At 45.9% G+C, this 24,671-nt stretch carries 26 protein-coding genes; 9 read left to right on the forward strand and 17 right to left on the reverse strand.

All coding sequences use genetic code 11. The features are described 5' to 3' along the window. Positions 1–33: 33 nt before the first annotated feature. From CWC33_RS02375 to CWC33_RS02385, 3 genes are all read right to left on the reverse strand, one after another. On the reverse strand, positions 34–357 hold the full coding sequence (locus CWC33_RS02375) for a hypothetical protein (RefSeq protein WP_034818148.1): 324 nt from the start codon (positions 355–357) through the stop codon (positions 34–36). A gap of 75 nt (positions 358–432) precedes the next feature. Continuing rightward, entirely contained in the window at positions 433–936 is a 504-nt protein-coding gene (gene lspA / locus CWC33_RS02380) for a signal peptidase II (protein WP_034818150.1), read from the reverse strand. After that, positions 937–1,815, reverse strand: coding sequence for a cation transporter (locus CWC33_RS02385; protein ID WP_034818152.1), 879 nt, complete (start codon positions 1,813–1,815; stop codon positions 937–939). A 94-nt stretch (positions 1,816–1,909) separates the two neighbouring features. Here CWC33_RS02385 and cadR point away from each other — a divergent pair, with 94 nt between their 5' ends. After that, complete coding sequence (gene cadR / locus CWC33_RS02390; protein ID WP_074668950.1) at positions 1,910–2,329, forward strand: Cd(II)/Pb(II)-responsive transcriptional regulator; 420 nt, start codon at positions 1,910–1,912, stop codon at positions 2,327–2,329. Between the two features lie 186 nt (positions 2,330–2,515). Here the strand turns inward: cadR and CWC33_RS02395 are convergent, their stop codons facing one another. Further along, positions 2,516–2,701 carry a hypothetical protein gene (locus CWC33_RS02395; RefSeq protein ID WP_006956204.1) on the reverse strand — a complete coding sequence of 62 codons (186 nt, stop codon included), beginning with the start codon at positions 2,699–2,701 and terminating at the stop codon, positions 2,516–2,518. 211 nt (positions 2,702–2,912) lie between these two features. On the opposite strand from CWC33_RS02395, the gene CWC33_RS02400 reads away from it, so the two are divergent. From CWC33_RS02400 to CWC33_RS02420, 5 genes are all read left to right on the forward strand, one after another. Then, positions 2,913–4,163 carry a TolC family protein gene (locus CWC33_RS02400; RefSeq protein ID WP_006956205.1) on the forward strand — a complete coding sequence of 417 codons (1,251 nt, stop codon included), beginning with the start codon at positions 2,913–2,915 and terminating at the stop codon, positions 4,161–4,163. A gap of 3 nt (positions 4,164–4,166) precedes the next feature. Next, positions 4,167–5,279, forward strand: coding sequence for an efflux RND transporter periplasmic adaptor subunit (locus tag CWC33_RS02405; RefSeq protein ID WP_100690627.1), 1,113 nt, complete (start codon positions 4,167–4,169; stop codon positions 5,277–5,279). Positions 5,280–5,290: 11 nt separating this feature from the next. Next, a complete protein-coding gene (locus CWC33_RS02410) occupies positions 5,291–8,488 on the forward strand; it encodes an efflux RND transporter permease subunit (protein WP_100690628.1) in 3,198 nt (1,065 codons plus the stop codon). Between the two features lie 62 nt (positions 8,489–8,550). Continuing rightward, the gene (locus CWC33_RS02415; protein WP_100690629.1) at positions 8,551–9,438 is read left to right on the forward strand and encodes a cation diffusion facilitator family transporter; all 888 of its coding nucleotides are present in this window, start codon (positions 8,551–8,553) and stop codon (positions 9,436–9,438) included. Positions 9,439–9,440: 2 nt separating this feature from the next. Beyond that, positions 9,441–9,776, forward strand: coding sequence for a YnfA family protein (locus tag CWC33_RS02420; protein WP_100690630.1), 336 nt, complete (start codon positions 9,441–9,443; stop codon positions 9,774–9,776). 51 nt (positions 9,777–9,827) lie between these two features. On the opposite strand, the gene merR is transcribed toward CWC33_RS02420, so the two are convergent. Beyond that, a complete protein-coding gene (gene merR, locus CWC33_RS02425; RefSeq protein WP_100690631.1) occupies positions 9,828–10,271 on the reverse strand; it encodes an Hg(II)-responsive transcriptional regulator in 444 nt (147 codons plus the stop codon). A 74-nt stretch (positions 10,272–10,345) separates the two neighbouring features. On the opposite strand from merR, the gene merT reads away from it, so the two are divergent. From merT to merA, 3 genes are read left to right on the forward strand one after another with little or no spacing between them, the layout of a single operon-like run. Then, on the forward strand, positions 10,346–10,696 hold the full coding sequence (gene merT / locus CWC33_RS02430; RefSeq protein ID WP_100690632.1) for a mercuric ion transporter MerT: 351 nt from the start codon (positions 10,346–10,348) through the stop codon (positions 10,694–10,696). A 13-nt stretch (positions 10,697–10,709) separates the two neighbouring features. Beyond that, a complete protein-coding gene (gene merP, locus CWC33_RS02435) occupies positions 10,710–11,009 on the forward strand; it encodes a mercury resistance system periplasmic binding protein MerP (RefSeq protein ID WP_034818174.1) in 300 nt (99 codons plus the stop codon). 55 nt (positions 11,010–11,064) lie between these two features. After that, positions 11,065–12,468, forward strand: a complete 1,404-nt coding sequence (merA, locus tag CWC33_RS02440; protein WP_100690633.1) for a mercury(II) reductase — start codon at positions 11,065–11,067, stop codon at positions 12,466–12,468. Between the two features lie 142 nt (positions 12,469–12,610). On the opposite strand, the gene CWC33_RS12790 is transcribed toward merA, so the two are convergent. From CWC33_RS12790 to CWC33_RS02500, 12 genes are all read right to left on the reverse strand, one after another. Continuing rightward, positions 12,611–12,751 (reverse strand): cupredoxin domain-containing protein, encoded by a 141-nt coding sequence (locus CWC33_RS12790; RefSeq protein ID WP_153849795.1) that lies wholly within the window; start codon positions 12,749–12,751, stop codon positions 12,611–12,613. A 45-nt stretch (positions 12,752–12,796) separates the two neighbouring features. Then, positions 12,797–13,063, reverse strand: a complete 267-nt coding sequence (locus tag CWC33_RS02450; protein WP_034818180.1) for a DUF5676 family membrane protein — start codon at positions 13,061–13,063, stop codon at positions 12,797–12,799. A gap of 103 nt (positions 13,064–13,166) precedes the next feature. Further along, positions 13,167–13,607 carry a hypothetical protein gene (locus CWC33_RS02455; RefSeq protein WP_232709823.1) on the reverse strand — a complete coding sequence of 147 codons (441 nt, stop codon included), beginning with the start codon at positions 13,605–13,607 and terminating at the stop codon, positions 13,167–13,169. Positions 13,608–13,821: 214 nt separating this feature from the next. Continuing rightward, positions 13,822–14,175: a cupredoxin domain-containing protein gene (locus CWC33_RS02460; protein ID WP_100690635.1), complete on the reverse strand. Its 354-nt coding sequence runs from the start codon at positions 14,173–14,175 to the stop codon at positions 13,822–13,824. A 37-nt stretch (positions 14,176–14,212) separates the two neighbouring features. Then, a complete protein-coding gene (locus CWC33_RS02465) occupies positions 14,213–16,474 on the reverse strand; it encodes a heavy metal translocating P-type ATPase (protein WP_100690636.1) in 2,262 nt (753 codons plus the stop codon). 79 nt (positions 16,475–16,553) lie between these two features. Next, positions 16,554–17,012, reverse strand: coding sequence for an ATPase (locus tag CWC33_RS02470; protein WP_100690637.1), 459 nt, complete (start codon positions 17,010–17,012; stop codon positions 16,554–16,556). Positions 17,013–17,039: 27 nt separating this feature from the next. Then, the gene (locus tag CWC33_RS02475) at positions 17,040–17,411 is read right to left on the reverse strand and encodes a hypothetical protein (RefSeq protein WP_034818188.1); all 372 of its coding nucleotides are present in this window, start codon (positions 17,409–17,411) and stop codon (positions 17,040–17,042) included. 57 nt (positions 17,412–17,468) lie between these two features. After that, positions 17,469–17,807 (reverse strand): P-II family nitrogen regulator, encoded by a 339-nt coding sequence (locus CWC33_RS02480; RefSeq protein ID WP_034818190.1) that lies wholly within the window; start codon positions 17,805–17,807, stop codon positions 17,469–17,471. 93 nt (positions 17,808–17,900) lie between these two features. Beyond that, positions 17,901–18,278 carry a hypothetical protein gene (locus CWC33_RS02485; RefSeq protein WP_129496592.1) on the reverse strand — a complete coding sequence of 126 codons (378 nt, stop codon included), beginning with the start codon at positions 18,276–18,278 and terminating at the stop codon, positions 17,901–17,903. A gap of 99 nt (positions 18,279–18,377) precedes the next feature. Continuing rightward, positions 18,378–21,503: an efflux RND transporter permease subunit gene (locus tag CWC33_RS02490; RefSeq protein ID WP_100690639.1), complete on the reverse strand. Its 3,126-nt coding sequence runs from the start codon at positions 21,501–21,503 to the stop codon at positions 18,378–18,380. Next, the gene (locus CWC33_RS02495) at positions 21,496–23,022 is read right to left on the reverse strand and encodes an efflux RND transporter periplasmic adaptor subunit (RefSeq protein WP_100690640.1); all 1,527 of its coding nucleotides are present in this window, start codon (positions 23,020–23,022) and stop codon (positions 21,496–21,498) included. The genes CWC33_RS02490 and CWC33_RS02495 overlap by 8 nt, the downstream gene beginning before the upstream one ends. 1 nt (position 23,023) lies before the next feature. Further along, positions 23,024–24,313, reverse strand: coding sequence for a TolC family protein (locus CWC33_RS02500; RefSeq protein ID WP_232709824.1), 1,290 nt, complete (start codon positions 24,311–24,313; stop codon positions 23,024–23,026). Positions 24,314–24,671: the final 358 nt, after the last annotated feature.

Genomic DNA, 24,671 nt, shown 5'->3' on the forward strand with positions numbered 1-24,671 from the left:
AACTTATAGGTTTTAAAAAGTCTAAGTTAACGGTTACGCGTTTGGTGGAGGTACAGGGGGTTGGTGAGTCAGGCTTTGGTCAAAACCTATCGAGTTTGAGTTGGGTGCCAAAATAACAGGCACGGCTGAAATTAAGAGGTTATAACCAGTAATGCAACTAATATGAGGTTGTGTTTGTTGTTTACTATCATATATTGATTTATTTAAGTCTTGATTTTCACGCTCAATTTCTAAGACTAAGTCATACGCAACTCCTGCACTCTTTATTGAAGACTGACTGAAAGTACCAGCCACAGGAGCACAGGCAAAAGAGCTATGAATGAGCACAGTCAGTATTAAAAACCAAGATATTTTCATTCAATTACCCTACTCAATATAAATTCCTAATCCATCCAAAATAAGCTCGGCCATATTAATTATTATACTTACTATTTACTTAGAACCCGGTAGATTCGGTATCATTGAGACCTGCAAGTTGCTTAACAGTAATAGGATAACTCCTAGGGTAATTGCAATATCGGCAATATTAAAAACTGGCAATTGCCACGTTTGCCAACCTAGATGAAGGGAGTCGACAACATAGCCACGAAACAGTCGGTCAATGAGGTTCCCAACCGCCCCCCCAAGAATCAGCCCGTAGCTAATGCCATCCCGTTTACTTACTTTATTAAAGATCAACCTCGTTAAAGCCACAGACATTAGCAGAGCAACCCCAATAAAAAAATAGCGCTGCCAACCTCCACCATTTGAAAGCAGGCCAAATGCCGCACCAGTGTTCCAAGTGTGTACCCAATTGAAAAAAGGGGTCAATGAAATCGAATCACCGTAAGCTATTGATTGCTGCGTCTGCCACTTGATCACTTGGTCAAGGACTACAGTTAAACCAGAAATTAACAGAGAAATATAGGGCGAAAATCCTTTATCAACGCAGGACATTCAGTTCCCCTTCAGTGCAAAAATGCGTCTTGACCCGTTAAGCACGATTAAACCTGCTATGCTACCTATAATAAGATCTGGGTAATTCGACCCGGTCAACGCAACGAGGATGCCAGCGATGATTACGCCAAGGTTAATCACTACATCATTAGCTGAAAAAATCCAACTTGCTTTCATATGCGCACCACCTCCTCTATGTTTGGAGATAAGTAGAAGACAGATGGTATTGCCAATCAACGCGACAAATGCAATCCCCATCATCGCAAGTGACTCAGGTTCACTCCCGAATACGAAGCGTCTCACAACTTCTGCAAGTACACCCAGAGCCAAAACCAGTTGTAGTACGCCAGCTAGGTGCGCAGCACGTATTTGCATATTAACACTACGCGCTACGGCATAAAGAGAAAGCCCGTAAACTGCCGCATCGGCAAAATTATCTAAAGATTCCCCAATCAAACCAGCAGACTGCCAAAGCAGTCCGGCAGTCATTTCCACCAAGAACAGAAGAGTATTGATGGTGAGCAACCAACACAAGGTGCGGGACTCCTGCTTATCCGAACTTGCCGAAAACTCCTCAGCTTTGATTGCCTCGGAGTCCGCAGCAGTGTCTCTTTCAAGCGAGGCCCCCAAACCTAGAGTCTCTAATTTAGAAGTAATAAAGGCTGTCTCACCATCATGTAATACCTTCAGCCGACGGTTTGACAAGTCGAAGGATAATGAATGAATTTCCTCAAACCCATTCAGTGCCAAGCGAATCATTCGTTCTTCTGATGGGCAATCCATTTTTGCTACAGAGTAAACGATGAGCCGTTTACCTGACTCTTCGTAGGCATTTTTTGAGTCGCCATTTGTTCGAACCGTATCAAAGGAACTAGCCATCGTATTACTTACCTTAAATATATAGTTTCACAATTAAAAACTATAAAGTTACTATAAGGTCAAGAAATTACTTAACTAGATAGGAAATTTTCTTATGCGTATTGGTCAACTAGCAGACTTATTAGGAATTCAAACCCAGACAATAAGGTTCTATGAAAAAAAGGGTTTGTTACCTTTACCAGCTCGTAGTTATAACGGATATCGAGTATACACTGAAAAACATTACAAAAGACTTAAGTTTGTATGTAGCTGCAGAGCTATAGGCCTTTCATTATCTGAAACCCGCAGATTACAAGATTATCAAGACAATCCACATCAACCTTGCTCAGCCGTTAATACCCTGATTGATGAACACATAATGCACATACGCTCTCAAATTACTTCTTTGCAAGATCTTGAGAAGCAACTCACTTCAATTAGAACAAGTTGTACTGGCCAAAGCAAAGTTATTGCGTGTACAATTCTTAATAAAATTGATGAAATAGAATCTGTTAGTTGTAACCGAGACGTCTAAATTTCCGGAGGTTACACAACGTACTTACACAATTTTTTAAGGTTGTCCAGCGGAGCTTCGTTAGGCTACTGAGTGTCTAGTGAACTAGTGGCGATTCAGAATGCACTAGTTGAGAACTATTTTTAATTAATGTACCATTAAGCTGCTTATTTAGAACTGTAGGTAATGATGCTTAGACTCGGATTTTTAATACTGGTGCTTGTTGCTGTTCTGACTCAAATCAGTCAGGCGGTTGCTGATGTGCATCAATCTCACCAATCCTCTTCTGAGCAACACCTCAATTTTGAGCATGACGAATCCCACATCGATAAGCGCAATCTCCCTAAAAGTGGCGAAATCAGCTTTGACTACCATCATTGCTGTCACTGCCATGGTTCATTTCATTTATATGCCATGAAGGCTGAAAAAACTCTCGCGTTACCACGAATGGGCACAATACGTCTTGGGTATACTGAGTTTTACACTAACCCACTATCATCGCCGCTGTTCCGGCCTCCCATCTCCTCATAGCTGCCTAATACGCTGCTTTAGCAGCGCAACTAAATCATTATTTTACGCAGTAATATGACTGAGGAGTCTATCTATGGGTCCGTTTTCGACACATAGCAAACGCTTGTTTGTTGCCGTAAGTCTGGCAATAAGTTCAAGCTACGCCAATGCACAACAGTTGCCCGAGCAATGGCAAAAAACTGTGCAGCAACACCCCAGTGTTGAAGCCGCTCAACAGCAGGCTGAAGCGCTGATCCAACAGGGCAAACAATTAAATCAGCCTTTGTACAACCCTAGCTTATCGTCACGCTTAGAGCGCGAGGGTGACATCAATAATTACGCTGTTGGTCTAAGCCAGACGCTGGACTGGAGCACTCGCAATGAAGCAAGGGCCAGTCAGAGTGACGCCATGACGGCTATGGCAGTGAGTATTTATCGCCAGTCGGCGACATCGCATGCTAAAACTTTGTTGAATGCCTATGTGCAATGGCTGGACGCAAAACAGCGTTACGCACTGGCTGAGCAGCAAGAGAAAATCGTTAAACAGGCGATAAGCCTGGTTGCCGAACGACGTAAAGCCGGTGACTTAGGTGCCGTCGACGAACAACTGACGGTACTCGCGCTAAGTCGGCAACTGCAACAAACGGCAGCGGCTTATCAACAACTGCAATCCGCTGAAGCAGAGTTAAACGCTCTGCTAACAACGTCTGATGTCGGTCAACTCTCCATTAATGAGGAGCTATTTAACGTTGAACCTGCGTTAACGGCTCGTTGGCAACAACATCCAGCGTTAAAAGCCGCTTACCTGCAATGGCAATTAAAGCGCGCCGATGTCGACTGGAAACGCTCGTTAACCACCGCCAACCCAACCGTAGGCGTCGAAGCGGGCGAGAGCGATAACGAAACAGTAATTGGCTTATCATTCAGCATTCCACTACAGGTTCGCAATAACTACAGCGATGCGGTGCGCGCAGCCAATAGCGAAGCTGTTGCTGAAGAAAAACGTTTGATTGCACTAAGGCAACAATGGCAAGCAGCACTGAAATCGTCTCTTAACAATTATCGTTTTGTGAAAAAACAGTGGCAAAGCTGGCAAAGAGACTTTCAATCTCGGCAGGATGAGTCGATGCAGGTGATTGAGCAGTCCTGGCTCGCCGGTGACCTATCCACCACAGACTACCTCACCGCTGTGCAACAGCAGCTCGATAGCCAATTTGCAGGGATAGCGCTGCAAACACAATATCGGTTGGCCGCCATTGAATGGTTGTACCGTTCGGGCGAACTCAGTAAAGCACTGACGTTATCGCCGTTAAGCCAGCCAACAAACGCAGAGATTGGAGAGTAAACGATGTCAGTAAAACCTTTATACGCAGCAATAGCACTTGCGCTGGGCTTTTCGGTTATGGCGCAGGATGAACACGGACACGACGAAAAAGAAGCTACCCACAAGGAAAGTGCAGGCGTGGAGCTATCCAGCAAGCAGCTGTCCATGGCAGATATCACCACGCGAACCTTGCAAACTCAAGTCATTGAATACCCGGTTTATGCCCCGGGCGAGGTGGTTGCTAACGACTTTAACAGCTATATCGTGAGTCCGCGCATCGACTCGACCGTGCTCAAACGTTTTGTCAGTATTGGCGACCACGTCGAAAAAGGTGAACCTCTAGCCACCCTCTTCAGCGCCACCATGGCGGAGGCGCAAAGTCAGTATTTGGTCACACTTAACGAGTGGCAACGCGTGCAGTCACTCGGCGAGTCAACGGTTGGTGAAAAACGCTTTGTCGAAGCGAAAAACGCCTTTACCTCAGCGCAAGCGCAGCTCAAAGCATTTGGTATGTCAGCCAGTGATATTAAGCGTTTAAGTAAAGCTGACTACCCTATCGGCGAATACCAACTGACCTCAGAAATTGGCGGAATTGTGGTTAGCGATAATTTCAAGCAGGGTCAGCAAGTTAATGCCGGTAATCACTTGGTTGAAGTGCTGCAAGAAGAAACCTTGTGGGTTAATGCTCGTCTACCAGGCTCAGCTGACCTTAATGTGCAGTTTGGTGATCCTGTTACAGTGAGTGTCGACAATCAGCGCTTTGCGGCAAAAGTCATTCAGGAAGGCCACACAATAGACCATAAAACCCGCACCCGAACGGTACGACTTGCCGTAAATAACGAAAAGGACCAATTACACCCTGGTTTATTTGCGGATGTTTATTTCTCAGTCAAGTCGGATAGACCGGTGCTTGCAGTTAAGGACTCAGCCTTAATGCGGGCATCTGATGGTGACTGGCAGATATTCATTGAGCACGAACCCGGAAAGTTTGAGCCGAAGAAAGTCGAATTGGTTGATGAAAAGGGTCCGTGGAAAGTTATTCGAGGCGTTAACGAAGGCACAAAATACGTAGACAACGGCGCGTTTTTCGTTCGCTCACAAATCGCTAAAGGCGGTTTTGACCCACATAACCACTAACAGGAGGTTGTATGTTTCAGCGCATTATTCAGTTTGCTGTCGCCAATCGCCTGTTATTGGTATTGGCTTTATTCAGCATCAGCATTGCGTCATTTTTTATTATTCCCAAACTTAATCTGGATGCCTTTCCCGATGTTACCAACGTTCAGGTAACGGTAAATACGGAAGCACCAGGATTAGCAGCGACCGAAGTCGAGCAGCTTATTACCTATCCGATAGAGTCGGTGATGTATGCCCTGCCCGACGTCAAAGAAGTTCGGTCAATCTCAAAAACAGGTTTATCGGGCATTACCGTGGTATTTGACGAGAGTGTCGATATCTACTTTGCCCGGCAACTGGTATTCGAGCGGCTGCAAGCGGCAAAGGAGTTGATTCCAGAGGGAGTCGGCACGCCCGAAATGGGCCCTAACTCTTCCGGTCTCGGCCAGGTTTATCAGTATCTGCTACTTGCCGAGCCGGGCTCTGGTGTCAGTAGCATGGAGCTACGCAGTCTTAACGACTATGTGGTTAAACTGCTACTGATGCCCGTTGAGGGAATTACCGAAGTCTTGTCCTTTGGCGGTGAAGTTAAGCAATATCAGGTTAACCTCAATCCCGCCAAGCTGCTGTCTTACGACCTTACCCAGCAAGACGTCATGGGCGCGGTCAACAAGAATAACGGTAACGTTGGTGGTTGGTATATGCCCCGCGGTCAGGAGCAGTTGGTTATTCGCGGCACCGGCTGGTTGGATAGCGGTAAAAAAGGCCTGCAACAAATACGACAAATACCGCTCAAAACCGTTGACGGCGTTTCCGTAACACTGGGACAGGTTGCCGACGTCGAAATCGGCAGTGAAATTCGCCAGGGGGCGGTCTCAATGTCGCGTAAAGTCGACGGCGAGGTCAACCAGTTGGGCGAAGTGGTGTCGGGTATTGTGCTCAAACGCATGGGCTCGAATACCAAAGCCACCATCGACGGTATTAAAAAGCGCATTCCGCTTATTCAGCAAGCATTACCCGAGGGTGTTACCTTTGAGCCGTATTATGATCAGGCCGATTTAATACAAAAAGCCGTATCTACGGTCGCGTATTCACTGCTCATTGCCTTTGTGTTTATTATCGCAGTATTAGCACTGTTTTTGCTCAACATACGCGCTACTTTTTTAGTGTTACTGTCCATTCCCGTTTCTATCGCCATTGCCCTGATGGTAATGTCCGCGATGGGCATGTCGGCTAACCTGATGTCGCTGGGCGGGATTGCTGTTGCCATTGGTATGCTGGTCGACGGCTCCGTGGTGATGGTTGAAAATATCTTTAAGCACTTAAGTCGTCCGGATAGTGAACACCAAGACGACGCCGAGCAACGCACAGAGCACCGCGACCCGGATCCTCAGGCAGCCAAACTCGATAGTCATGGTATCAAGCTGCGAGTTAAGGAAGCGGCTAACGAAGTGGCACGACCGGTATTCTTTGCCGCCATGATTATCTTGGTGGTCTTTATGCCACTGTTTAGTTTTCAGGGTGTTGAAGCTAAATTATTTGAGCCCATGGCTATCAGTATTATGCTGGCCATTATCTCCGCGGTTTTTGTGGCCATCATGGTTGTACCGGCATTAGCCAGTTACTTTTTCAGTCGGGGTATTAAGCCTCGTGAAAATAAGCTGCTTAAACCACTAGATAATGGTTATAAAAGACTATTATCGGTGGCGTTACGCAGTAAAAAGGCTGTTATTGCCCTGGCCGGTGTGCTGTTTGTCGGCGCTTTGGTGTTAGTGCCTCGTCTCGGCACAGAGTTTGCGCCCGAACTGGAAGAAGGCACGATTAATATTCGCGTGACATTAGCCCCCTCCTCTAACCTTGAAACGGCCTTAGAGGTGGCTCCGAAGCTTGAAAAAATCCTGATATCGTTCCCGGAAACCACCTACGCACTCAGCCGCATTGGACGAGCCGAAGTGGGCGGCGATCCAGAGCCTATCAGCAACATCGAGATATATGTGGGTCTTAAGCCGCAGTCTGAATGGACAACAGCATCGGATCGCTACGCCTTACAAGAAAAAATGGAGGCAAAACTAGATGATCACCCAGGCTTGTTGTTTAATTTTTCACAACCTATTGCAACACGGGTTGATGAACTGCTCTCAGGTGTAAAATCGCAGCTAGCCATCAAACTATTTGGACCCGAGCTTGACGTGTTGGCCCGTAAAGGCCAGGAAATAGAAAGTGCCGTCAAGCAGGTTGACGGGGCCGTTGCAGTAGCGATGGAGCAAATAAAAGGTGAAGCACAACTGGTGGTTTCGCCGAAACGCCAACAACTCTCACGCTACGGCTTAAATGTCTCCGATGTACTTAGCGTTGTCGACAATGGCTTGGGTGGCGCTTCGGCAGGCCAGATCATTCGCGGTAATGAGCGCTATGATATTTACGTGCGGTTGGCCAAGCAATTCCGCGATACGCCGGAGTCTATTCGCTCGTTACGCTTGTTAACTCCCTCGGGGGCCTGGGTAACCTTAGGCGAAGTCGCCAACGTTGCAATTGAATCAGGACCACCGCAAATCCGTCGTGATGATGTACAGCGTCGCGTTGTAATTCAATCGAACGTTCAGGGTCGTGACATGGGCAGCGTGGTTGCCGATATTAGGAAGGCGATTGACGAGAAGGTGGATTTACCAACCGGTTACTCAGTCGACATTGGTGGCCAGTTCGAAAGTCAACAACGAGCACAGGAGCGCTTGTCCATTGTCGTTCCCATATCGCTGGCACTCATCGCCCTGCTGCTTTATTTTGCTTTCGGCACCATGGGTCAAGCCATGTTGATTTTGGTGAATGTACCGTTGGCAGTCATCGGTGGTATTGTGGCACTCTATGTGTCAGGACAGTACTTATCGGTGCCCAGCGCCGTGGGTTTCATCACACTGTTTGGTGTGGCGGTACTAAACGGTGTGGTTCTGGTCGAAAGTATAAACCAGAGAATAACCGATGGGCATGCAGTTAATGATGCCGTGTTTGATGGCGCATGGTCGCGACTACGCCCGGTATTAATGACGGCAATAACCTCAGCGTTAGGACTCATTCCCATGCTGTTTGCAACCGGCGCAGGCGCTGAAATTCAGCGTCCATTGGCCACCGTCATTGTTGGCGGTTTGGTGTCTGCGACATTGCTAACACTGGTTATCTTACCCGTGCTCTATCCTTGGTTTTCGAAACAAAAAATTAAGGATCTGAGCCGTTAGGGTTCAATAGCATTTAAGGGGGCGGTTATTGCCGCCCCTTCTACTACAAAGAGGAACGTATTATGGGGCATCACCATAACCATGATCACTCAAAGGACATGCCGTCCAACCGCCTGGGGTGGGCATTTGTTCTTAACTTTGTTTTCACCATTATCGAGTTTATTGGTGGCTTTCTTACCAACAGTACCGCCATTTTAGCTGATGCCGTTCATGATCTTGGCGATAGCCTGTCGTTAGGTCTCGCGTGGATACTAAATAAACTTGGCAAAAAACAGGCTAACCAACACTTTACCTACGGTTATAAAAGACTGAATCTTGCCGGTGCATTTATTAATGCCGTTGTGTTAATCGCAGGCTCTGCCTGGGTACTTGTGGAAGCAATTCCCAGACTCTGGAACCCTCAGATGCCCGTCGCTGATGGCATGATTGCTTTAGCCGTCGTTGGCATTACAGTTAATGGATTTGCTGCTTACAAATTGTCAGAGGGCAAAACGTTAAACGAACGCGTTATTAACTGGCACTTGCTGGAGGATGTTTTCGGCTGGGTTGCTGTACTTATCGTTGGTATTGTTTTGCTGTTCGTAGACTGGCCGATTCTCGACCCTATATTGTCGATTGGCTTTACTCTATTTATTTTAGTGAATGTACTACGCAACCTGGGGGCAACACTGAAACTCTTCATACAGGCCACGCCAGACAAAAAAACCTACAAACAAGTCGCGGACGCTTTACTGGAGCTACCTCATGTCGCTGACCTACACCATCTGCATTTTTGGTCACTAGATGGCGAGGAGCATGTATTAACCGTTCATTTGGTGTTATCTAAAAACCTTGATATCGAGGCCCGTAGCGATTTAAAACAGCGCATCGATGACGTCCTTGCGCCCTATGCTTTAAGCCATACAACGGTAGAACTAGAAGATCCTGATGAAGCCTGTAGAGACAACTGATAATGAGTGCATTATTTTTAATGAAAACACTGGGCTTATTTATCGCCACCGCAATTGCTGAAATTGTCGGTTGCTATTTACCCTACCTATGGCTCAAAGAGGGTCATTCCGTTTGGTTGCTCATTCCGGCAGCAATAAGTTTAGCCTTATTTGCTTACTTATTAACACTTCATCCGGCGGAAAGCGGACGCGTTTACGCAGCCTACGGCGGTATTTACGTGTTAACCGCCATAGTGTGGCTGCGAATTATCGATAAATCGCCTTTATCCAGCTTCGACTTGATTGGGACGGCGTTTGTGCTAACCGGTATGGGGATTCTTGTGTATGGCTGGCGTTAGCTATAAAGCAATTCAGTTAAAGAACTCCGCTCAAAAGTTTTACTACACAGACTAACGCACCTTATGTTTGTCCGTGGTAGCGTCCTCAACCCCGTCATTAAGCGAGGCCATCAGTGGACAATAGACATCTCCGTGTCTGGAGCTGCATTTTTGCACCAGCTCATTCAACGCTCGTTCAATTTGCTGTAAGCGCGATATCTTTCGACGAACACTGGTGAGCTTTTGCTCTCCAAGCTCCCGTGCTTCATCGCAATGAGCGCCATCTTGCAGAGTTAATAGCTCACCAATTTCATCCAGACTAAATCCGAGCCATTGAGACGCGCGAATAAAATGAAGCCGAGCAAGCGCTTGTTCGTCGTAATGTCGGATTCCCCCATACGGCTTCTCCGGCTCGCTCATTAGCCCTCGGCGCTGATAATAGCGCACCGTTTCCACGCCCACGCCGGCTGTTTTGGCCAGCGTGCCAATTGTCATTACGTTGCGTTTTTTTAACATAGCTATTGCTTCCGTAGTGAGGTACGGGTCTAAGATTAACACATTAAAGCAAAATGCCCGAAGGAGTTACTCTTATGTCAAATTCAAAATCTGGTCGGGGCTCTCTTCTCGCGGGAGGGATCGCAGCGACTCTGGCATCTGCGTGTTGTCTGGGTCCCCTCATATTACTTGCACTCGGTGTATCCGGGGCCTGGATTGGGAGCCTCACAGCACTTGAGCCTTATCGACCCATTTTTATTGCCATTGCATTGATTGCCATATTCTTTGCCTGGCGTCGAATATACCGGCGTGCTGATGACTGCACCCCTGATAACACCTGCGCAACGCCAAATGCTCGTAAGAGCTACAAAGTGATGTTTTGGCTCGTTGCGGTGCTTACTTTAACAGCATTGGCTTACCCCTATGTTGTTCCTTTCTTTTACTAGGAGGCAATACACGATGAAAAAAACAATGATAACAACCATTTTATTTTTACTGTTTAGCATGCCCGCATTGGCGGTTGAGAAAACGGTTACGCTATCAGTACCCGGTATGACATGCGTCACCTGCCCAATTACTGTCAAAGCTGCACTTGGCCAAGTTGCAGGTGTGAGCGCCGTCGATGTCCGTTTTGAAGAGCGGGATGCAACCGTGACATTCGACGACGAAAAAACGTCAGTTAAGCAGCTCACTGAAGCAACGACAAATGCAGGATACCCATCAACACTGAAAGCAACGGCACCAAAAAATCAGTCATGAAACATCACAATGCCTTATAGCTGCTGTAAAACTGAAAGACCAAGGAGTAACCGTTATGAGTAGTAACAATTTACACATTGCTGTCATTGGTAGCGGCGGCAGTGCGATGGCTGCGGCACTCAAAGCGACCGAGGGAGGTGCCCGAGTGACGCTCATTGAGAGAGGTACTATTGGCGGAACTTGTGTCAATATTGGCTGTGTCCCGTCTAAAATCATGATCCGAGCGGCTCATATCGCCCAACTGCGGCGAGAAAGCTCTTTTGATAAAGGCTTAAGTACTCATACTCTTAAGGTAAATCGATCAGCTCTCCTCGAGCAACAACAGGCTCGGGTAGAAGAACTCCGTGAATCCAAATACCAGAGTATTCTTAGAGAGAATTCCGCCATTACCGTTATTAACGGCGAAGCCCGCTTTATAAACGATGAAACTCTTTCCGTATCACTTCGCGATGGCGGTGAGCAAACGGTTTACTTTGACCGTGCTTTTATCGGCACCGGGGCCCGACCCGCACACCCCCCCATCCCCGGCTTAGCTGAAACCCCTTACCTTACTTCGACAAGCGCATTAGAGCTAAATGACATTCCTAAGCGCCTCCTTATTATTGGAGCCTCGGTCGTTGCTCTTGAGTTAGCACAAGCCTTCGCGCGTCTCGGTAGTGAAGTTACTGTTTTGGCCCGCAATCGGGTGTTATCCCAAGACGAGCCTGCCATTGGTGAAGCAATAGCGACTGTTTTTGATCGCGAAGGCATCAATGTGCTTGAGCATACAGAAGCCAGCGAAGTGCGTTACGACGGACAACACTTCATTCTCAAAACCAATGCCGGAACATTAAAAGCAGAACAACTGCTCGTGGCCACAGGCCGTACGCCCAATACGGAAAACCTCGATTTAAAAACCATCGGTGTACAAACTGAACGCGGTACAATAACGATTAACGAGCGCATGCAAACCTCTAACTCAAGAGTATATGCGGCAGGCGACTGTACGAATCAGCCGCAGTTTGTCTATGTCGCCGCCGCAGGCGGCAGCCGAGCCGCTATTAACATGACGGGCGGTGATGCGCATCTTGATCTCAGTGCAATGCCCAAGGTTATCTTTACTGATCCACAAGTCGCCACGGTGGGTTTATCAGAAGCTGATGCTAAAACTGGTGGTTACGTCACCGAAAGCCGCACGTTGGGCCTTGAAAATGTCCCACGGGCATTGGTTAACTTCAATACCCAAGGGTTTATAAAAATTGTCGCAGAGAGTGGCAGCGGCCGACTGCTCGGTGTTCAAGTCGTCGCAGGAGAAGCCGGTGAGTTGATTCAGGCTGCTGTAATGGCGATAAGAGCAGGAATGACAGTCAATGAGTTGGCTGATGAGCTCTTCCCATACCTTACGATGGTAGAAGGCTTAAAATTATGCGCTCAAACGTTTACTAAAGATGTTAGCCAATTATCTTGCTGCGCTGGGTGAGATAACCTAGCTTAACTTCACTGGACAGTTACCAATATTTCGGATTTAGCTGCTGGTTGGTGATAGGTTAAGCTAGTTCAGGAGTGATAATAGTTGTTATAAGCACTTTTTTCTCATTCATATTAGCTCTTATTTGTCTCACTTATTTGACAATAAGTTTTCCTAGATACCTTTGCATCTGACAATGAAAATCGTATTCTCCGGTCTTTAATACTGGCAATTCGATCAACTTTAACTTATTGGTCGGTAAAGTATCGCTGATCCCCAGATCAGGAATAAGCAAAGTTTCAGAGCAACAGATTTAAAGGCTTCCAGTTTGACAACAATCTCATTTAGCCGTTTTCATTTGTTTATTATATAACGTTACAATTAGCCAGCCAGTAATCATAGCTCCCAAGGACCACCCGAATAATCCCGTAACAAATCCACTAAAACTCAAATGCCACTCGAAACCAGAGAGTTTTCCGTGAACCATGCCTTCTGTTAAAGCCATCATGCTAGAGGGCATAATAAGCACTAGCAAGCTACAAACTCCCCATAAAACTGCGAAAGCACCGCCAGCTGCTAAGCCAAATTTCTTTGCATTAAGTTTCATAACTTCCTCCTTAAAAATACCGTTGTAAATTAGATATATTGAAAAAGTACCGCTACTTGCACACTGCAAGTAGCGGCATTTCCAACGGAGAGCTTAATCTCTACTACATTTCCTTTTTTTCTTCACTCTGATGTTCCATCATCTGCTCCATCATCATTTGCATCATATCCATTCGATGTTCCATCATTTTCATTTTATTCATCATATGCTCTTTGCCCATTGACTCTGCTTGCTCTCCCTTTGTATGTTCTCCCTTGTTCATACCCTTATCCATCCCATGGTTCATCATTTGCATGCCCTTCTGCATTGACTTCATATGTTTTTGCATGAGTTCTTTACGCTTCTTGGGGTCAGATTCGCTTTTTATTTCTTTCATAGCATCGCGCATTTCCTGCATGTGCTCATGCATTGATGTCATTTTTTCATGGTGCATCATTCCACTCATTGAACCTTTTTTATCATCGGCATGTTTATGCTGAGCATCAGCAAAGACAGGAGAGGCCATTAAAGCTGTGATAGTTAAAGCTGAAAGTACTTTTTTCATTCTATTACCCTCTTGATTATGACCAAATTGTATTGGTTTCATTAATTTGACGTTATTTCACTATAGTTAAATCTTGGAACCCACGCTGACGTAGATCCCATATAACGGCAGTATTCATCGCCGAATTCTTCAATGCCTTCGATGAAATTGAATTTCATTGAATCTAGCGGAAAACTTTTAAAATTCTCATTGTGACCTGCCCGTTTTGAGCAATTTAACCAGCAACAATTTTTCCCCGATACATTTGCATCTGGCAGTGAAAGTCGTACTCTCCGGGTTCTAGTGCTGGTATTTGAATTAGCTTTAATTTGTTAGAAGGTAGCGTTTCACTGATTTCCAGCTTCGGAATGAGCAAAGTTTCAGAACAAGGCGATTGATCCTTCCGCAGGAACTTAAGTTCAACCGGTTTACCTTCAGGTATTTTTATTCTCGAAGGTGAGTAGGTACCGTTTTCGACGACAATCACCAAATCTCCTTCTCCCAGCTTCATCTGCTGGGGCGTGTAAAGCCAAAACCACCAGATGATCAGTGCTATCAAAGCAATACCAGCAATATTAATAAATAACATGTTTATTCTCCTGAAAGCGCCAGTGTTAGAAGGTGCATTAATGTTTCTTGGCTTTGAAAAAGCGCAACCGATTCGCGTTGCTCACTACCGTAAGCGAAGAAAAAGCCATGGCGGCGCCCGCAATAACCGGGCTCAACAGCATTCCAAAAAACGGATACAGAACGCCTGCGGCAAAAGGAATACCTGCTACGTTGTAAATAAAAGCACCAAATAAGTTTTGCTTAATATTGCGCAGTGTCGCCTTGCTCACCGCAACCGCATCGGCAAGCCCGTGCAACGACCCACGCATCAATGTAATATCGGCACTTTCAATAGCAACGTCCGTCCCAGTGCCAATAGCGAAACCTACATTGGCAATAGCTAGTGCTGGCGCATCATTAATACCATCTCCCGTCATGCCAACGATTTCGCCTTCCATCTGCAGCTCCTGAACCTTTTTTGATTTTTCTTCCGGCAGAACTTCAGCGAAAAATTCTTTAATTCCTACTTTTTCAGCAACTGCTTCTGCTGTCGCGCGATTATCACCAGTAAGCATCACTACTCGCACACCGTTATCTTGCAAACGTTTAATGGCGGCTACGGAGTCGTCTTTTATCGGGTCGGCAACTGCAATAATTGCAGCTAACTCATTATCAACGGCAAAGTACATAGGCGTCTTAGCTTCAGCAGCTAAGCCTTGGGCTTTTTCAACAAAGTTACCGAGCTCAACTTGACGTTCACGCAACAGCTTTTCATTACCGAAAAGGAGGGACTTCCCGTCAACTTCTGCCTCCACGCCATGACCAGCGATGGCGTTGAAGTTCGAGACCTTACTTGTCTTAATCCCTCTTTCCCTGGCTGACTCAACTATCGCCTGTGCTAGCGGATGTTCAGAGCCAGACTCAAGTGTCGCTGCAAGTTGCAGTACGGTTTGCTCATCGTACTCACTCGCTACTAATACGTCGGTGACTTTAGGAGAACCAAGTGTAATGGTGCCCGTTTTATCCAGGATCATAGCCGATACTTTCGACGCTGTTTGCAATGCTTCGCCATTGCGAATCAGCACACCTGCCTCTGCGGCTTTTCCTACACCCACCATTACCGACATAGGCGTCGCCAGGCCTAATGCGCAAGGGCAAGCAATAATCAAGACAGTGGTCGCTGATACCACAGCAAAGGCCAGTGCCGGCTCAGGCCCAAAGTTAAGCCAAGCTAGAGCACTGATAACAGCGATAATCATAACGACTGGCACAAAGTAAGCTGAAATAATATCGGCAAGACGACCGATTGGGGGCTTAGAGTTTTGCGCCCGTTTCACCATGTTAATAATTTGAGCAAGTGCTGTATCTTTTCCGACTCTTGTCGCTTGAAACAAAAAGGAACCACTTTTATTTATCGTGCCCGCCACAACGTCATCACCAACTGATTTTTCCACGGGCATGGGTTCACCCGTTAGCATAGATTCATCAACGGTGGTACTTCCCTCTATAACTTTTCCATCAACAGGGATTTTTTCTCCGGGACGAACACGTACTACGTCCTCCTCGAGTACGTCTTCGATAGCGATATCCAATTGTTTATCGGCACGAATCACCCTTGCGGTTTTCGCCTGCAAACCAATGAGACGTTTTATGGCTTCGGACGTGCGCCCACGAGCTTTCAGTTCAAGTGCCAGCCCCAAATTGATCAAACCGATAATCATTGCGGTCGCTTCAAAGTATACGTGACGCGCCATTTCCGGAACCAGGTGCGGAACCAATACAACCACCATGGAATACAACCAGGCGGTACCAGTACCAAGTGCGATCAGCGTATCCATATTAGCGGAATGATTTTTCAAAGATTGCCAGGCACCGACGAAGAAGTGTTTGCCCGAAAAGTAAAGTACACCTAACGTTAGAATACCTACGACTAACCATGTCACACGCTCTGTGGCAGTGGTCACCGTCATTTCACCAACAAAAAGGCTATAAATCATTAGGGGGACACCTAACGACAGCGCAACGGTCATCTCCCGCATCAGCCGCTTGTAATAAGCCCAGTCGGCTTGCTCTTTTTCTGCCAACGCATCACCGTCACTTTCGGACGTGGCTACTTTAGCGCTATACCCCGCCCTCTCTACTGCTTTCACTAAAGCGCTCGGATTTGCTGTTCCAGTCACACTGACCGTTCGCTGGGCAAAGTTCATCTCTGCATTTTCCACGCCGGATACAGACTTTAATGCATTTTCGATTTTGCCAACACAACTCGCGCAACCGGCTCCCTCGATAATGAGTTCCTCAATGGAACGACTACGAACGTCCTCAGTTTTTACACCCATACCAGTGCTCCTTATTGACGGGAAACGAGCCAAGCAACAGCTATTTCCCGTAAAGTACCAACGATAAAACCGTCACTCACTACATATCCGAAAATCGGTTCGCAGTTTGCACCATTCGTTTAATTTCATTTTCTTCAACGCTCTTTACCGTTTCTAACAGCTCTTTTGCGCTGTCTATATCAACACGGGAATATAGGTGTTCATACAGTTCTATGACTTGCTCATGATGGTTTACAACCTTCTCCATAATGTGATCGGTATCTAACTCTTTAAAAGGCGAATCGCAGTGCCCATGCTCAACGATGGGATGTTTCCCAATATAGTCATAACACCAAGTGTCTAATGCATTTAGGTTGGCTGTATTCAAAAAACCTTCAACCATTCGCTCTAAGCTAGCTTCATGACCCGACACGTAGCTTAGAATCATCCGAGCTCGTTCATCTTGGTTTTGTTTAGAGCAGTGAGTCACACACTCCTTCAGGTTTTTGTGGAAATCAACGGTCCAACTCAGTACATCTTTGATTGTTTCTATTTGCATTTTTTACTCCTTACCTATAATCAATTGTTACTTTCGTTTGCTTTTGGTACGTGGCGGGCTTCTGTGGCAACTCCACGGTGTATGCTCTGCATTATCTTTAATATTTTGATCAATAAATTTGTAGTATTCCTCTTTCAAGTGAGTCCACCAGCCACTATTTATTTCAACACCAAATATTCCGAGCTTTTCCTCTATCATAGTCAGATCGACTTTAGAGGCATCATAAGCGACCGATAACAAGTTCTGGTCAGAGTCGTAGGCAACGCTATCAAGACCAACCAAGCGATCGATTTCGTTAATCGCTTCGCGAACTTTTTTCACACTCTCAGTGTTTAGCTTTAACGTGCGATTGACTAAGTTAATTTCCCGCACTCCGGCTCTATGATCGTTAGTTGACATCAGTACTGTCCTATTTATTAAAACTACCAATATGCTTCAGTCGACGTTGCCGCGATATTAACGTTGTAACGAGAGTTCTTTATCAGTCGCTGCTCGTTTGTCGTGAACCCAAAGCAATTCATCTATTGGCGAGATACAGACTAAGCCCTCGTTAGATACCCCAGTATGGGCCGCTTCAACTACCAAAAACGCAACGTCACGCGCGTCATCACTGTTCACATAAACTTCGAGCTGTACGTGCTCAACTAAGTGATCATCGTTATAACTATCGAAGTAATAGCCTCGACCTCGAACAGGAAACAATGTAAAGCCGCTAACGCCACACCCAACCAGAGTCTCCTCCACTGCGTCTTGCCGAAGTTGATCAAAAATAGCGGTGATTTTAGATAGGTTCATATATTCTCCTACAAGCCTTAAGTCACTTAACTTAAGAGCTCTATCTAGCATGATTAAATTTCGAAAAAAGTTTTAATTGAAATTCAGCAGGAGCTATTTCGGAGGATAAAAAATATCAAAAGACATTTGCTTAACATTCCCTTCATATGAAAGAGGATGCTGCAAGTAACCAATTGACTTTATTGGTAAATTGAACGGAATTAATACTAAAGGTGAGCTTGCAGAGTTGCACTCCGCATCCATTAAACATGTATCAGCAGAGTCAGTTAAACAATAACAGCACGTTTTACTGGCAGGTTGTTCGTCGTCATCACAATGAATGTTGCTTTTTCTCTCGTTTGCAACATCTGCCTGATTAACGTTGATTACGTGCTCTGCGCTGGAGGCAGTATTATGGACAGGAGCAGCTGGGAAGGATAGTTGAATCACTATTCCTAGCATAAGCACAACTAAAAATTTTGTTTGAGCCATATGTGTGTCCCCAATCCCGAATTTTAACCTAGCATACTTGTTAGCGCACATCATTGATCAAGATCAATGATGTGCGTCTCTTAACTAAAATAATTGGTCTTATACACGCTTAACCTTTTGCCCACGCCACAAGTAGTAAACAGCAGGTAATACGAGCAAGGTTAAGATAACAGCGCTGATCATTCCTCCAACCATTGGCGCCGCTATTCTACTAACCACCTCAGCCCCAGTCCCTGTACTAAACATTATAGGCAATAAACCAGCAATTGTAGAAACGGCCGTCATCATGACGGGGCGAACACGAAGTCCAGCCCCTTCCATTACGGCAAGAGAGAGACCGTCTTTCGTTAATGCTTTACCATGCTCTAACTGACTTTTTTCATATTCATTATAGGACTGGTTTAGGTAAGTCAGCATTAGTATTCCTATTTCTACAGTGACACCTGCTAGAGCTATAAAACCAACCGCTACAGCAACTGAGAAATTATAATCTAAAAGATACATTAGCCAGATTGACCCCACCAATGCGAGAGGCAAAGTTCCCAATATAATGGCTATTTCTGTAGCGTTTCGAAAGTTCATATATAAAAGAACGATAATAATCGCGAGCGTTAACGGAATCACGTAAGTCAGTTTTTCCTTTGCCCTTTCCATATATTCGTACTGCCCGGACCAGGTAACTGAATACCCTGCTGGCAACTCGAGTTCTTGTTCTACAACCTTCATTGCTTTTTCAACATAAGTGCCGACATCAACTCCCTCAATGTCGACAAAAGTCCAGCCATTAAGTCTTGCGTTTTCGCTTTTAATTGCCGGCGGTCCAAGTTCAACGTAGACATCAGCCACATCCGCCAAACTAATACGCTGCCCGTTTGGCGTAACTAAAGGTAGCTTCTTTAATTCTTCCGGCGAATCACGGTAATCTTGAGGGTAGCGCAAGTTTATTGGGTAACGTTCAAGCCCTTCAATGGTCTCTGAAACATTCATTCCACCAATAGCCGTGGCAACGACCTGCTGCACATCCTCAATGTTCAAGCCGTAACGTGCAGCCTGCTCTCTTTCTATGTCAACTTTGACATAGCGTCCACCTGCCACTCGCTCTGAATAAACAGAAGCCGTACCATCGACATCATCAAGTATTGCTTCAAGCTGCTGCCCTATCGTCTGAATTTCATTAAGATCGGCTCCGGCAACTTTTATACCTACCGGCGTTTTGATACCTGTCGATAGCATATCAATGCGAGTTTTAATGGGGTAAACCCACGCATTGGTCAGCCCCGGAAACTTTACAAGCGCATCCAGTTCTTTTTTCAACTTCTCAGTGGTCATACCGTCTCTCCACTGATCTTTCGGTTTCAGTTGAATAAAGGTTTCAATCATCGTTAGGGGTGCCGGATCAGTGGCGGTATCCGCTCGACCAATTTTGCCAAAAACCGTCTTCACTTCTGGTACTGTTTTTATAAGCTTGTCGGTTTGCTGCAACAGCTCCCTTGCTTTACCAATTGATAATCCGGGATAGGTAGTGGGCATATACATCAAATCGCCCTCATCCAAATCTGGAATAAATTCACTACCAATTTTGTCAATCGGCCAGACACCAACGGCCAGGATAACAAGCGCTCCGACAACTGCTGTCTTGGGGTATTTCAAAATGCCTTTTAAAAGCGGTTTATACCCGGCGATCAATAACCGGTTAAGCGGGTTTTTCCCCTCAGGTGTTACCTTTCCTCTGATAAAATATCCCATCAACACAGGGATAACGGTAACCGCTAAGGCTGCACTGGCTGCCATTGCGTAAGTTTTCGTGAAAGCAAGCGGAGAAAACATCCGCCCTTCCTGGGCTTCTAAGGTAAATACCGGCATAAAGCTGACGGTAATAATGAGCAAGCTAAAGAAAAGAGCAGGGCCCACCTCTGAAGCAGAGGCGGCAACCACCCGCCAGCGGTTCTCTGCTGTCAGTGGCGTTTTTTCCATATGCTTATGCATATTTTCAATCATGACGATGGCACCATCGAGCATAGCGCCAATAGCTATTGCGATCCCTCCAAGTGACATAATATTCGCGTTAATTCCTTGCCAATACATGACAATAAACGCGGTTAAAATACCCAAAGGCAAGCTGATAACGGCAACCAGCGAGGAGCGCACATGGAAGAGAAAGATGACACAGATAAACGCGACAATCGCGAGTTCTTCTATTAAACTTTTCCAGAGACTTTCCACAGCATCCGAGATAAGCCCCGAACGATCATAGACAGTGACTATATCGACACCTTCTGGTAGCCCAGACTTTAATTCTTCCAACTTTTGTTTAACGCCATCAATCGTTTTTTGGGCATTTTCTCCGAAACGCATTACCACAATACCACCCACGGCTTCTCCCTCACCGTTGAGTTCGGCGATACCGCGTCTCATTTGGGGGCCCACACCCACATCAGCAACGTCTTTAAGCAATAATGGCGTGCCATTTTCATCAACGCCAAGCGGGATACTCTCTAAGTCTGACACACTATCAATATAGCCTGAGGCCCGGACCATATACTCAGCTTCCGCCATTTCAACCACCGACGCCCCCACTTCCTGATTGCCTCGCTGGATAGCATTTTGTATGTGAGCAAGAGGAATATCGAATGCGCGCAGCTTCTCCGGATCCACTTTCACCTGGTACTGCTTTACCATCCCGCCCAGGGCGGCAACTTCTGAAACCCCCTCGACCGTTTGCAGTTCATACTTTAAAAACCAATCCTGCATACTGCGTAACTCACTCAAATTGTGGTTACCCGTGCGATCAACCAAGGCATACAAATACACCCAACCAACCCCTGTTGCATCAGGGCCTAATTGCGGTCTTGCATTAGAAGGCAGTGTCGGAGCAACCTGAGACAAATATTCCAGTACTCGCGAACGCGCCCAGTAAGCGTCTGTATCTTCGTCAAAAATGACATACACATAGGAGTCGCCGAAAAACGAATATCCACGAACGGTTTTAGCGCCGGGGACAGACAGCATAGCGGTTGTTAATGGATAGGTTACTTGATCTTCTACCACCTGCGGCGCTTGACCCGGATAGCTGGTTTTAATGATCACCTGGACATCCGACAAGTCCGGCAGTGCGTCTACGGGCGTATTCTTGACCGCAAAAGCACCAACACCCACGAGGATTAATGTCGCCAAAAGAACGAAAAAACGGTTACTCACTGACCATCGAATGATTGACTTAATCATGGTTATGCTCCTGCTCTGTCACTTGTTTTTGCTCAGGAATATGAATCGATGTGAGCTGGTACTGTTGCTTCCCGACTTGCGTTATTTCCGCATGCAAGGATAACCCCGTGCTAAGTTGAGAAAGTTCAACATCCGAAGCAACATCGAAATCCATCGTCATTGCAGGCCAGTCCCATTCAGAAATCTCACCGTGCTCCAGCGTAACCATCGAGTGCTGAGGCATAACATTTTTAACGGTTGCTTCAACCCAGACAGCTTGAGCTGCTGCGTCACTTGACATACTGCCATGGCTCTCGTTATCAACATGCGTGTCATGTTGCATGCGCTTAAAGTCAGAGGATTTACTGGACTCAGAATCAATCAAAAACTGAGCTGAAGTAACGATGTCATCACCTGCCATAAGACCCGATAAAATTTCAACTCGCGAGCTCCCTAACCGCCCAACGTCAACATTAACTGATTTAAATTTCCCATCACCCAGTGCCAGTACAACTCGGTTCGAATCACCCATTCGGATAAGCGCTTCTTTAGGGATGATTAAGTTTTTGTCGCCTAAACCAGCCTTAATGTTAAGATTCGCAAACATGCCCGGTTTTAAAAAACCATCCGGGTTGTCGAAGTGAATTCGAACTTGTCCCGTCCGAGTTTTAGGGTTAAGTGACGGATAGACATAATCAACCTTTCCTTGCCACTCTTTACCTGGAGCATACTCAAGGTTCATTTGAACGTCATTGCCTACCTCAACCTGGTTCAATTGCCGCTCAAAGACTTCTGCAATAACCCAAATTTTATCCAGTTGAGCAATGGTCATTAAATTCATACTCGGCGTTACAAACGCACCTTCACGCACAGTCAGTCTATCCAATACCCCGGACTGCTTTGCTTTTACCGTGATTGTTTTCTGAATTTTACGAGTTTCTTTTAACTTCTTAATCTCAGATTCAGAGACTTGCAGAGCTCTTAAGCGTTCTTCAGCGGCATCAATTAGCACCTGATTACCTCTTTGCGAGGCCAATACAAGCTCCTCTTGCGCATTAACCATTTCAGGAGAGTAAATACTGTATAAAGGCTCGCCGGCTTTAACCGAGTTACCAACCGCTTTTACGAAAAGCTTCTCAATCCAGCCTTCAACACGGGGACTTACTGTCAGCACTCGGTTCTCATCAAACTGAACATAACCGACCGTTTCGATATCCAGGTTGAGTCTCGAAACGGTGACCGTTGCAGTTGTAACCCCAAGGTTATTAATAACGTCGGGATCAATTCTCACCGTACCAGGTGAACTCTCTTCTGCATCATCACCATAGTAAGGAATAAGGTCCATCCCCATTGGAGACTTTCCTGGTTTGTCTCGACGATAATTGGGATCCATCGGAGCCACCCAATATAACGGCTCTTTTTCTGCATTGCCCGATGAACGCTCAGACACTTCAGTCGATTGCATTACATAGCCAATAGCGCCAGCGCCAACTGCAAAGCCTACAGCTAAACTTATAAGAGATTTGGTGACTGTTTTCATTTTACACTCCTGAAAGTAATAAGTAGTTTGCTTCGGCAATCAATTTTTGGCGGTTGATGGCGATTGCTAATGCATCAATTTTTGCGTTGACTTCCGCAATCTGTGACCGTACCGCCTCGGCAAAGTCGCCATCATCATTGTTGTAGGCAGTCAATGCGGCTTCAGACTGGGCGGACATTTGTGGAAGTAGCTCTTCGTGATATAGGGCAGCACGTTCATTCAAACGGTTCAGTTGTAAAAACGTACTGCGTAAATTGGCTATTAACTGCCTGGCAACCAATAACTTCTCAGTTTTTTTTGCTTCCGTTTTAAACTTTGCTGAGCGTACCTGCTTATCCTGTTTGTTATCAGTAAATAAAGGGACATCGAACGTAACCCCGGCTGACAGCAAGTTGGCACGGTCATTGCCGCTTGGATCGTCGTTTCTATGGCCATATTTCAGATTGGCTGACCATTGCGGTTTATAACCTTGCTGAGCGAGCTCGACAGACGTCTCCGACGCCAAAATGTCTTGATCGGTCGCTTGCAAAACCGGGTGTTCTTTTATCAATTCGTACAAGGCTTGTTTCGGTATTGTCGAAGGTGATAGCAATGTCTTCTTCAGCGTAAGACTCGGAAGGTCATCCGGTAACCTTGATTTCGCTATAACACCTATCCATTCCGACAATTCGCTTTGAAGTCGCTCCTCTTTTTGTCGCAGTGACGTCAACCTATCATCCAGGCGTGTAAGCTCAAGTTGGGCTCTAATAACATCTTGCTGCCGTGCTTTTCCCTCGGTACTGGTATAACTCGCCTTAGCCGTCGACACTAACTGTTCAAAAAGCGCTCTATCCGATTCAATCAAGCGAATACTTTGCTGAGAGAAAAAAACATCTAACCACAACTTCGTGACCGTTGTTTTGACCTTTGCAATACGATCCGCTCTCAAAAACGGTTGTTTTTGAGCTAATTGGTTTTTCTGCTTACGAGACAACGATAAAGTGTCTCCTCTGGGAAATGCTTGTGAAACACCGACGACTAACTGGGTCATCCCTTCCTGTCTTGAACTAAAACTGTCAACAGGGAAACTGGCAGCCGTGAATGATATTTTAGGGTCAGGCAAACTGGAAGAGGCTATCGCTTCACTCGCGAATGCCTCTTGGGTTTGCTTACTTGCCGTTAACCAAGGATCTTCTTGTACAGCGATACTCACTGCTTCTTGCAAATTCAAAAGTGGCTCTTGTGCACTAACAACATTTGGCACTACTGCAGTCAGAACACCTAAATAAGCCATTCTTCTTAAAAGTTTCATATTGTTACTCTCAAAAACTGTGAATTTTTAGATTCAACACAGACCAAGCTATGAATCAGAGCGTAACGAGGACGACGATCGGCGTCGTAACAACAATGAGCGAACCAAAGCTTATAGCTGTGCTTTTACCTGAGCGATAGACGCGCCAGGATCGAGAAATCCCGTATTTTTAAGAGTGGATTGGGGGGCGGAAAAGCGAGAGTGAGTGTTTTTCTTTAATATTCGTATCTAAGAATGAGGTTGCGTTAAAAAGCAGCTTATCAACAGGCGGAACCGTCGATTGCTCAGAATAAACGACAGTAATTGACGGACTGTAACAATGTCGCATCATTGAATCAGAGCAACAATTATCGGTAAG

This window comes from Idiomarina sp. X4 (assembly GCF_002808045.1).
GTDB lineage: Bacteria > Pseudomonadota > Gammaproteobacteria > Enterobacterales > Alteromonadaceae > Idiomarina.

Coding starts and splice junctions, on each gene's coding strand:
- CWC33_RS02375 (WP_034818148.1), bottom strand. CDS start 357: ATGAAAATATCTTGGTTTTTAATACTGACTGTGCTCATTCATAGCTCT.
- lspA (WP_034818150.1), bottom strand. CDS start 936: ATGTCCTGCGTTGATAAAGGATTTTCGCCCTATATTTCTCTGTTAATT.
- CWC33_RS02385 (WP_034818152.1), bottom strand. CDS start 1,815: ATGGCTAGTTCCTTTGATACGGTTCGAACAAATGGCGACTCAAAAAAT.
- cadR (WP_074668950.1), top strand. CDS start 1,910: ATGCGTATTGGTCAACTAGCAGACTTATTAGGAATTCAAACCCAGACA.
- CWC33_RS02395 (WP_006956204.1), bottom strand. CDS start 2,701: ATGGCAGTGACAGCAATGATGGTAGTCAAAGCTGATTTCGCCACTTTT.
- CWC33_RS02400 (WP_006956205.1), top strand. CDS start 2,913: ATGGGTCCGTTTTCGACACATAGCAAACGCTTGTTTGTTGCCGTAAGT.
- CWC33_RS02405 (WP_100690627.1), top strand. CDS start 4,167: ATGTCAGTAAAACCTTTATACGCAGCAATAGCACTTGCGCTGGGCTTT.
- CWC33_RS02410 (WP_100690628.1), top strand. CDS start 5,291: ATGTTTCAGCGCATTATTCAGTTTGCTGTCGCCAATCGCCTGTTATTG.
- CWC33_RS02415 (WP_100690629.1), top strand. CDS start 8,551: ATGGGGCATCACCATAACCATGATCACTCAAAGGACATGCCGTCCAAC.
- CWC33_RS02420 (WP_100690630.1), top strand. CDS start 9,441: ATGAGTGCATTATTTTTAATGAAAACACTGGGCTTATTTATCGCCACC.
- merR (WP_100690631.1), bottom strand. CDS start 10,271: ATGTTAAAAAAACGCAACGTAATGACAATTGGCACGCTGGCCAAAACA.
- merT (WP_100690632.1), top strand. CDS start 10,346: ATGTCAAATTCAAAATCTGGTCGGGGCTCTCTTCTCGCGGGAGGGATC.
- merP (WP_034818174.1), top strand. CDS start 10,710: ATGAAAAAAACAATGATAACAACCATTTTATTTTTACTGTTTAGCATG.
- merA (WP_100690633.1), top strand. CDS start 11,065: ATGAGTAGTAACAATTTACACATTGCTGTCATTGGTAGCGGCGGCAGT.
- CWC33_RS02450 (WP_034818180.1), bottom strand. CDS start 13,063: ATGAAACTTAATGCAAAGAAATTTGGCTTAGCAGCTGGCGGTGCTTTC.
- CWC33_RS02455 (WP_232709823.1), bottom strand. CDS start 13,607: ATGAAAAAAGTACTTTCAGCTTTAACTATCACAGCTTTAATGGCCTCT.
- CWC33_RS02460 (WP_100690635.1), bottom strand. CDS start 14,175: ATGTTATTTATTAATATTGCTGGTATTGCTTTGATAGCACTGATCATC.
- CWC33_RS02465 (WP_100690636.1), bottom strand. CDS start 16,474: ATGGGTGTAAAAACTGAGGACGTTCGTAGTCGTTCCATTGAGGAACTC.
- CWC33_RS02470 (WP_100690637.1), bottom strand. CDS start 17,012: ATGCAAATAGAAACAATCAAAGATGTACTGAGTTGGACCGTTGATTTC.
- CWC33_RS02475 (WP_034818188.1), bottom strand. CDS start 17,411: ATGTCAACTAACGATCATAGAGCCGGAGTGCGGGAAATTAACTTAGTC.
- CWC33_RS02480 (WP_034818190.1), bottom strand. CDS start 17,807: ATGAACCTATCTAAAATCACCGCTATTTTTGATCAACTTCGGCAAGAC.
- CWC33_RS02485 (WP_129496592.1), bottom strand. CDS start 18,278: ATGGCTCAAACAAAATTTTTAGTTGTGCTTATGCTAGGAATAGTGATT.
- CWC33_RS02490 (WP_100690639.1), bottom strand. CDS start 21,503: ATGATTAAGTCAATCATTCGATGGTCAGTGAGTAACCGTTTTTTCGTT.
- CWC33_RS02495 (WP_100690640.1), bottom strand. CDS start 23,022: ATGAAAACAGTCACCAAATCTCTTATAAGTTTAGCTGTAGGCTTTGCA.
- CWC33_RS02500 (WP_232709824.1), bottom strand. CDS start 24,313: ATGAAACTTTTAAGAAGAATGGCTTATTTAGGTGTTCTGACTGCAGTA.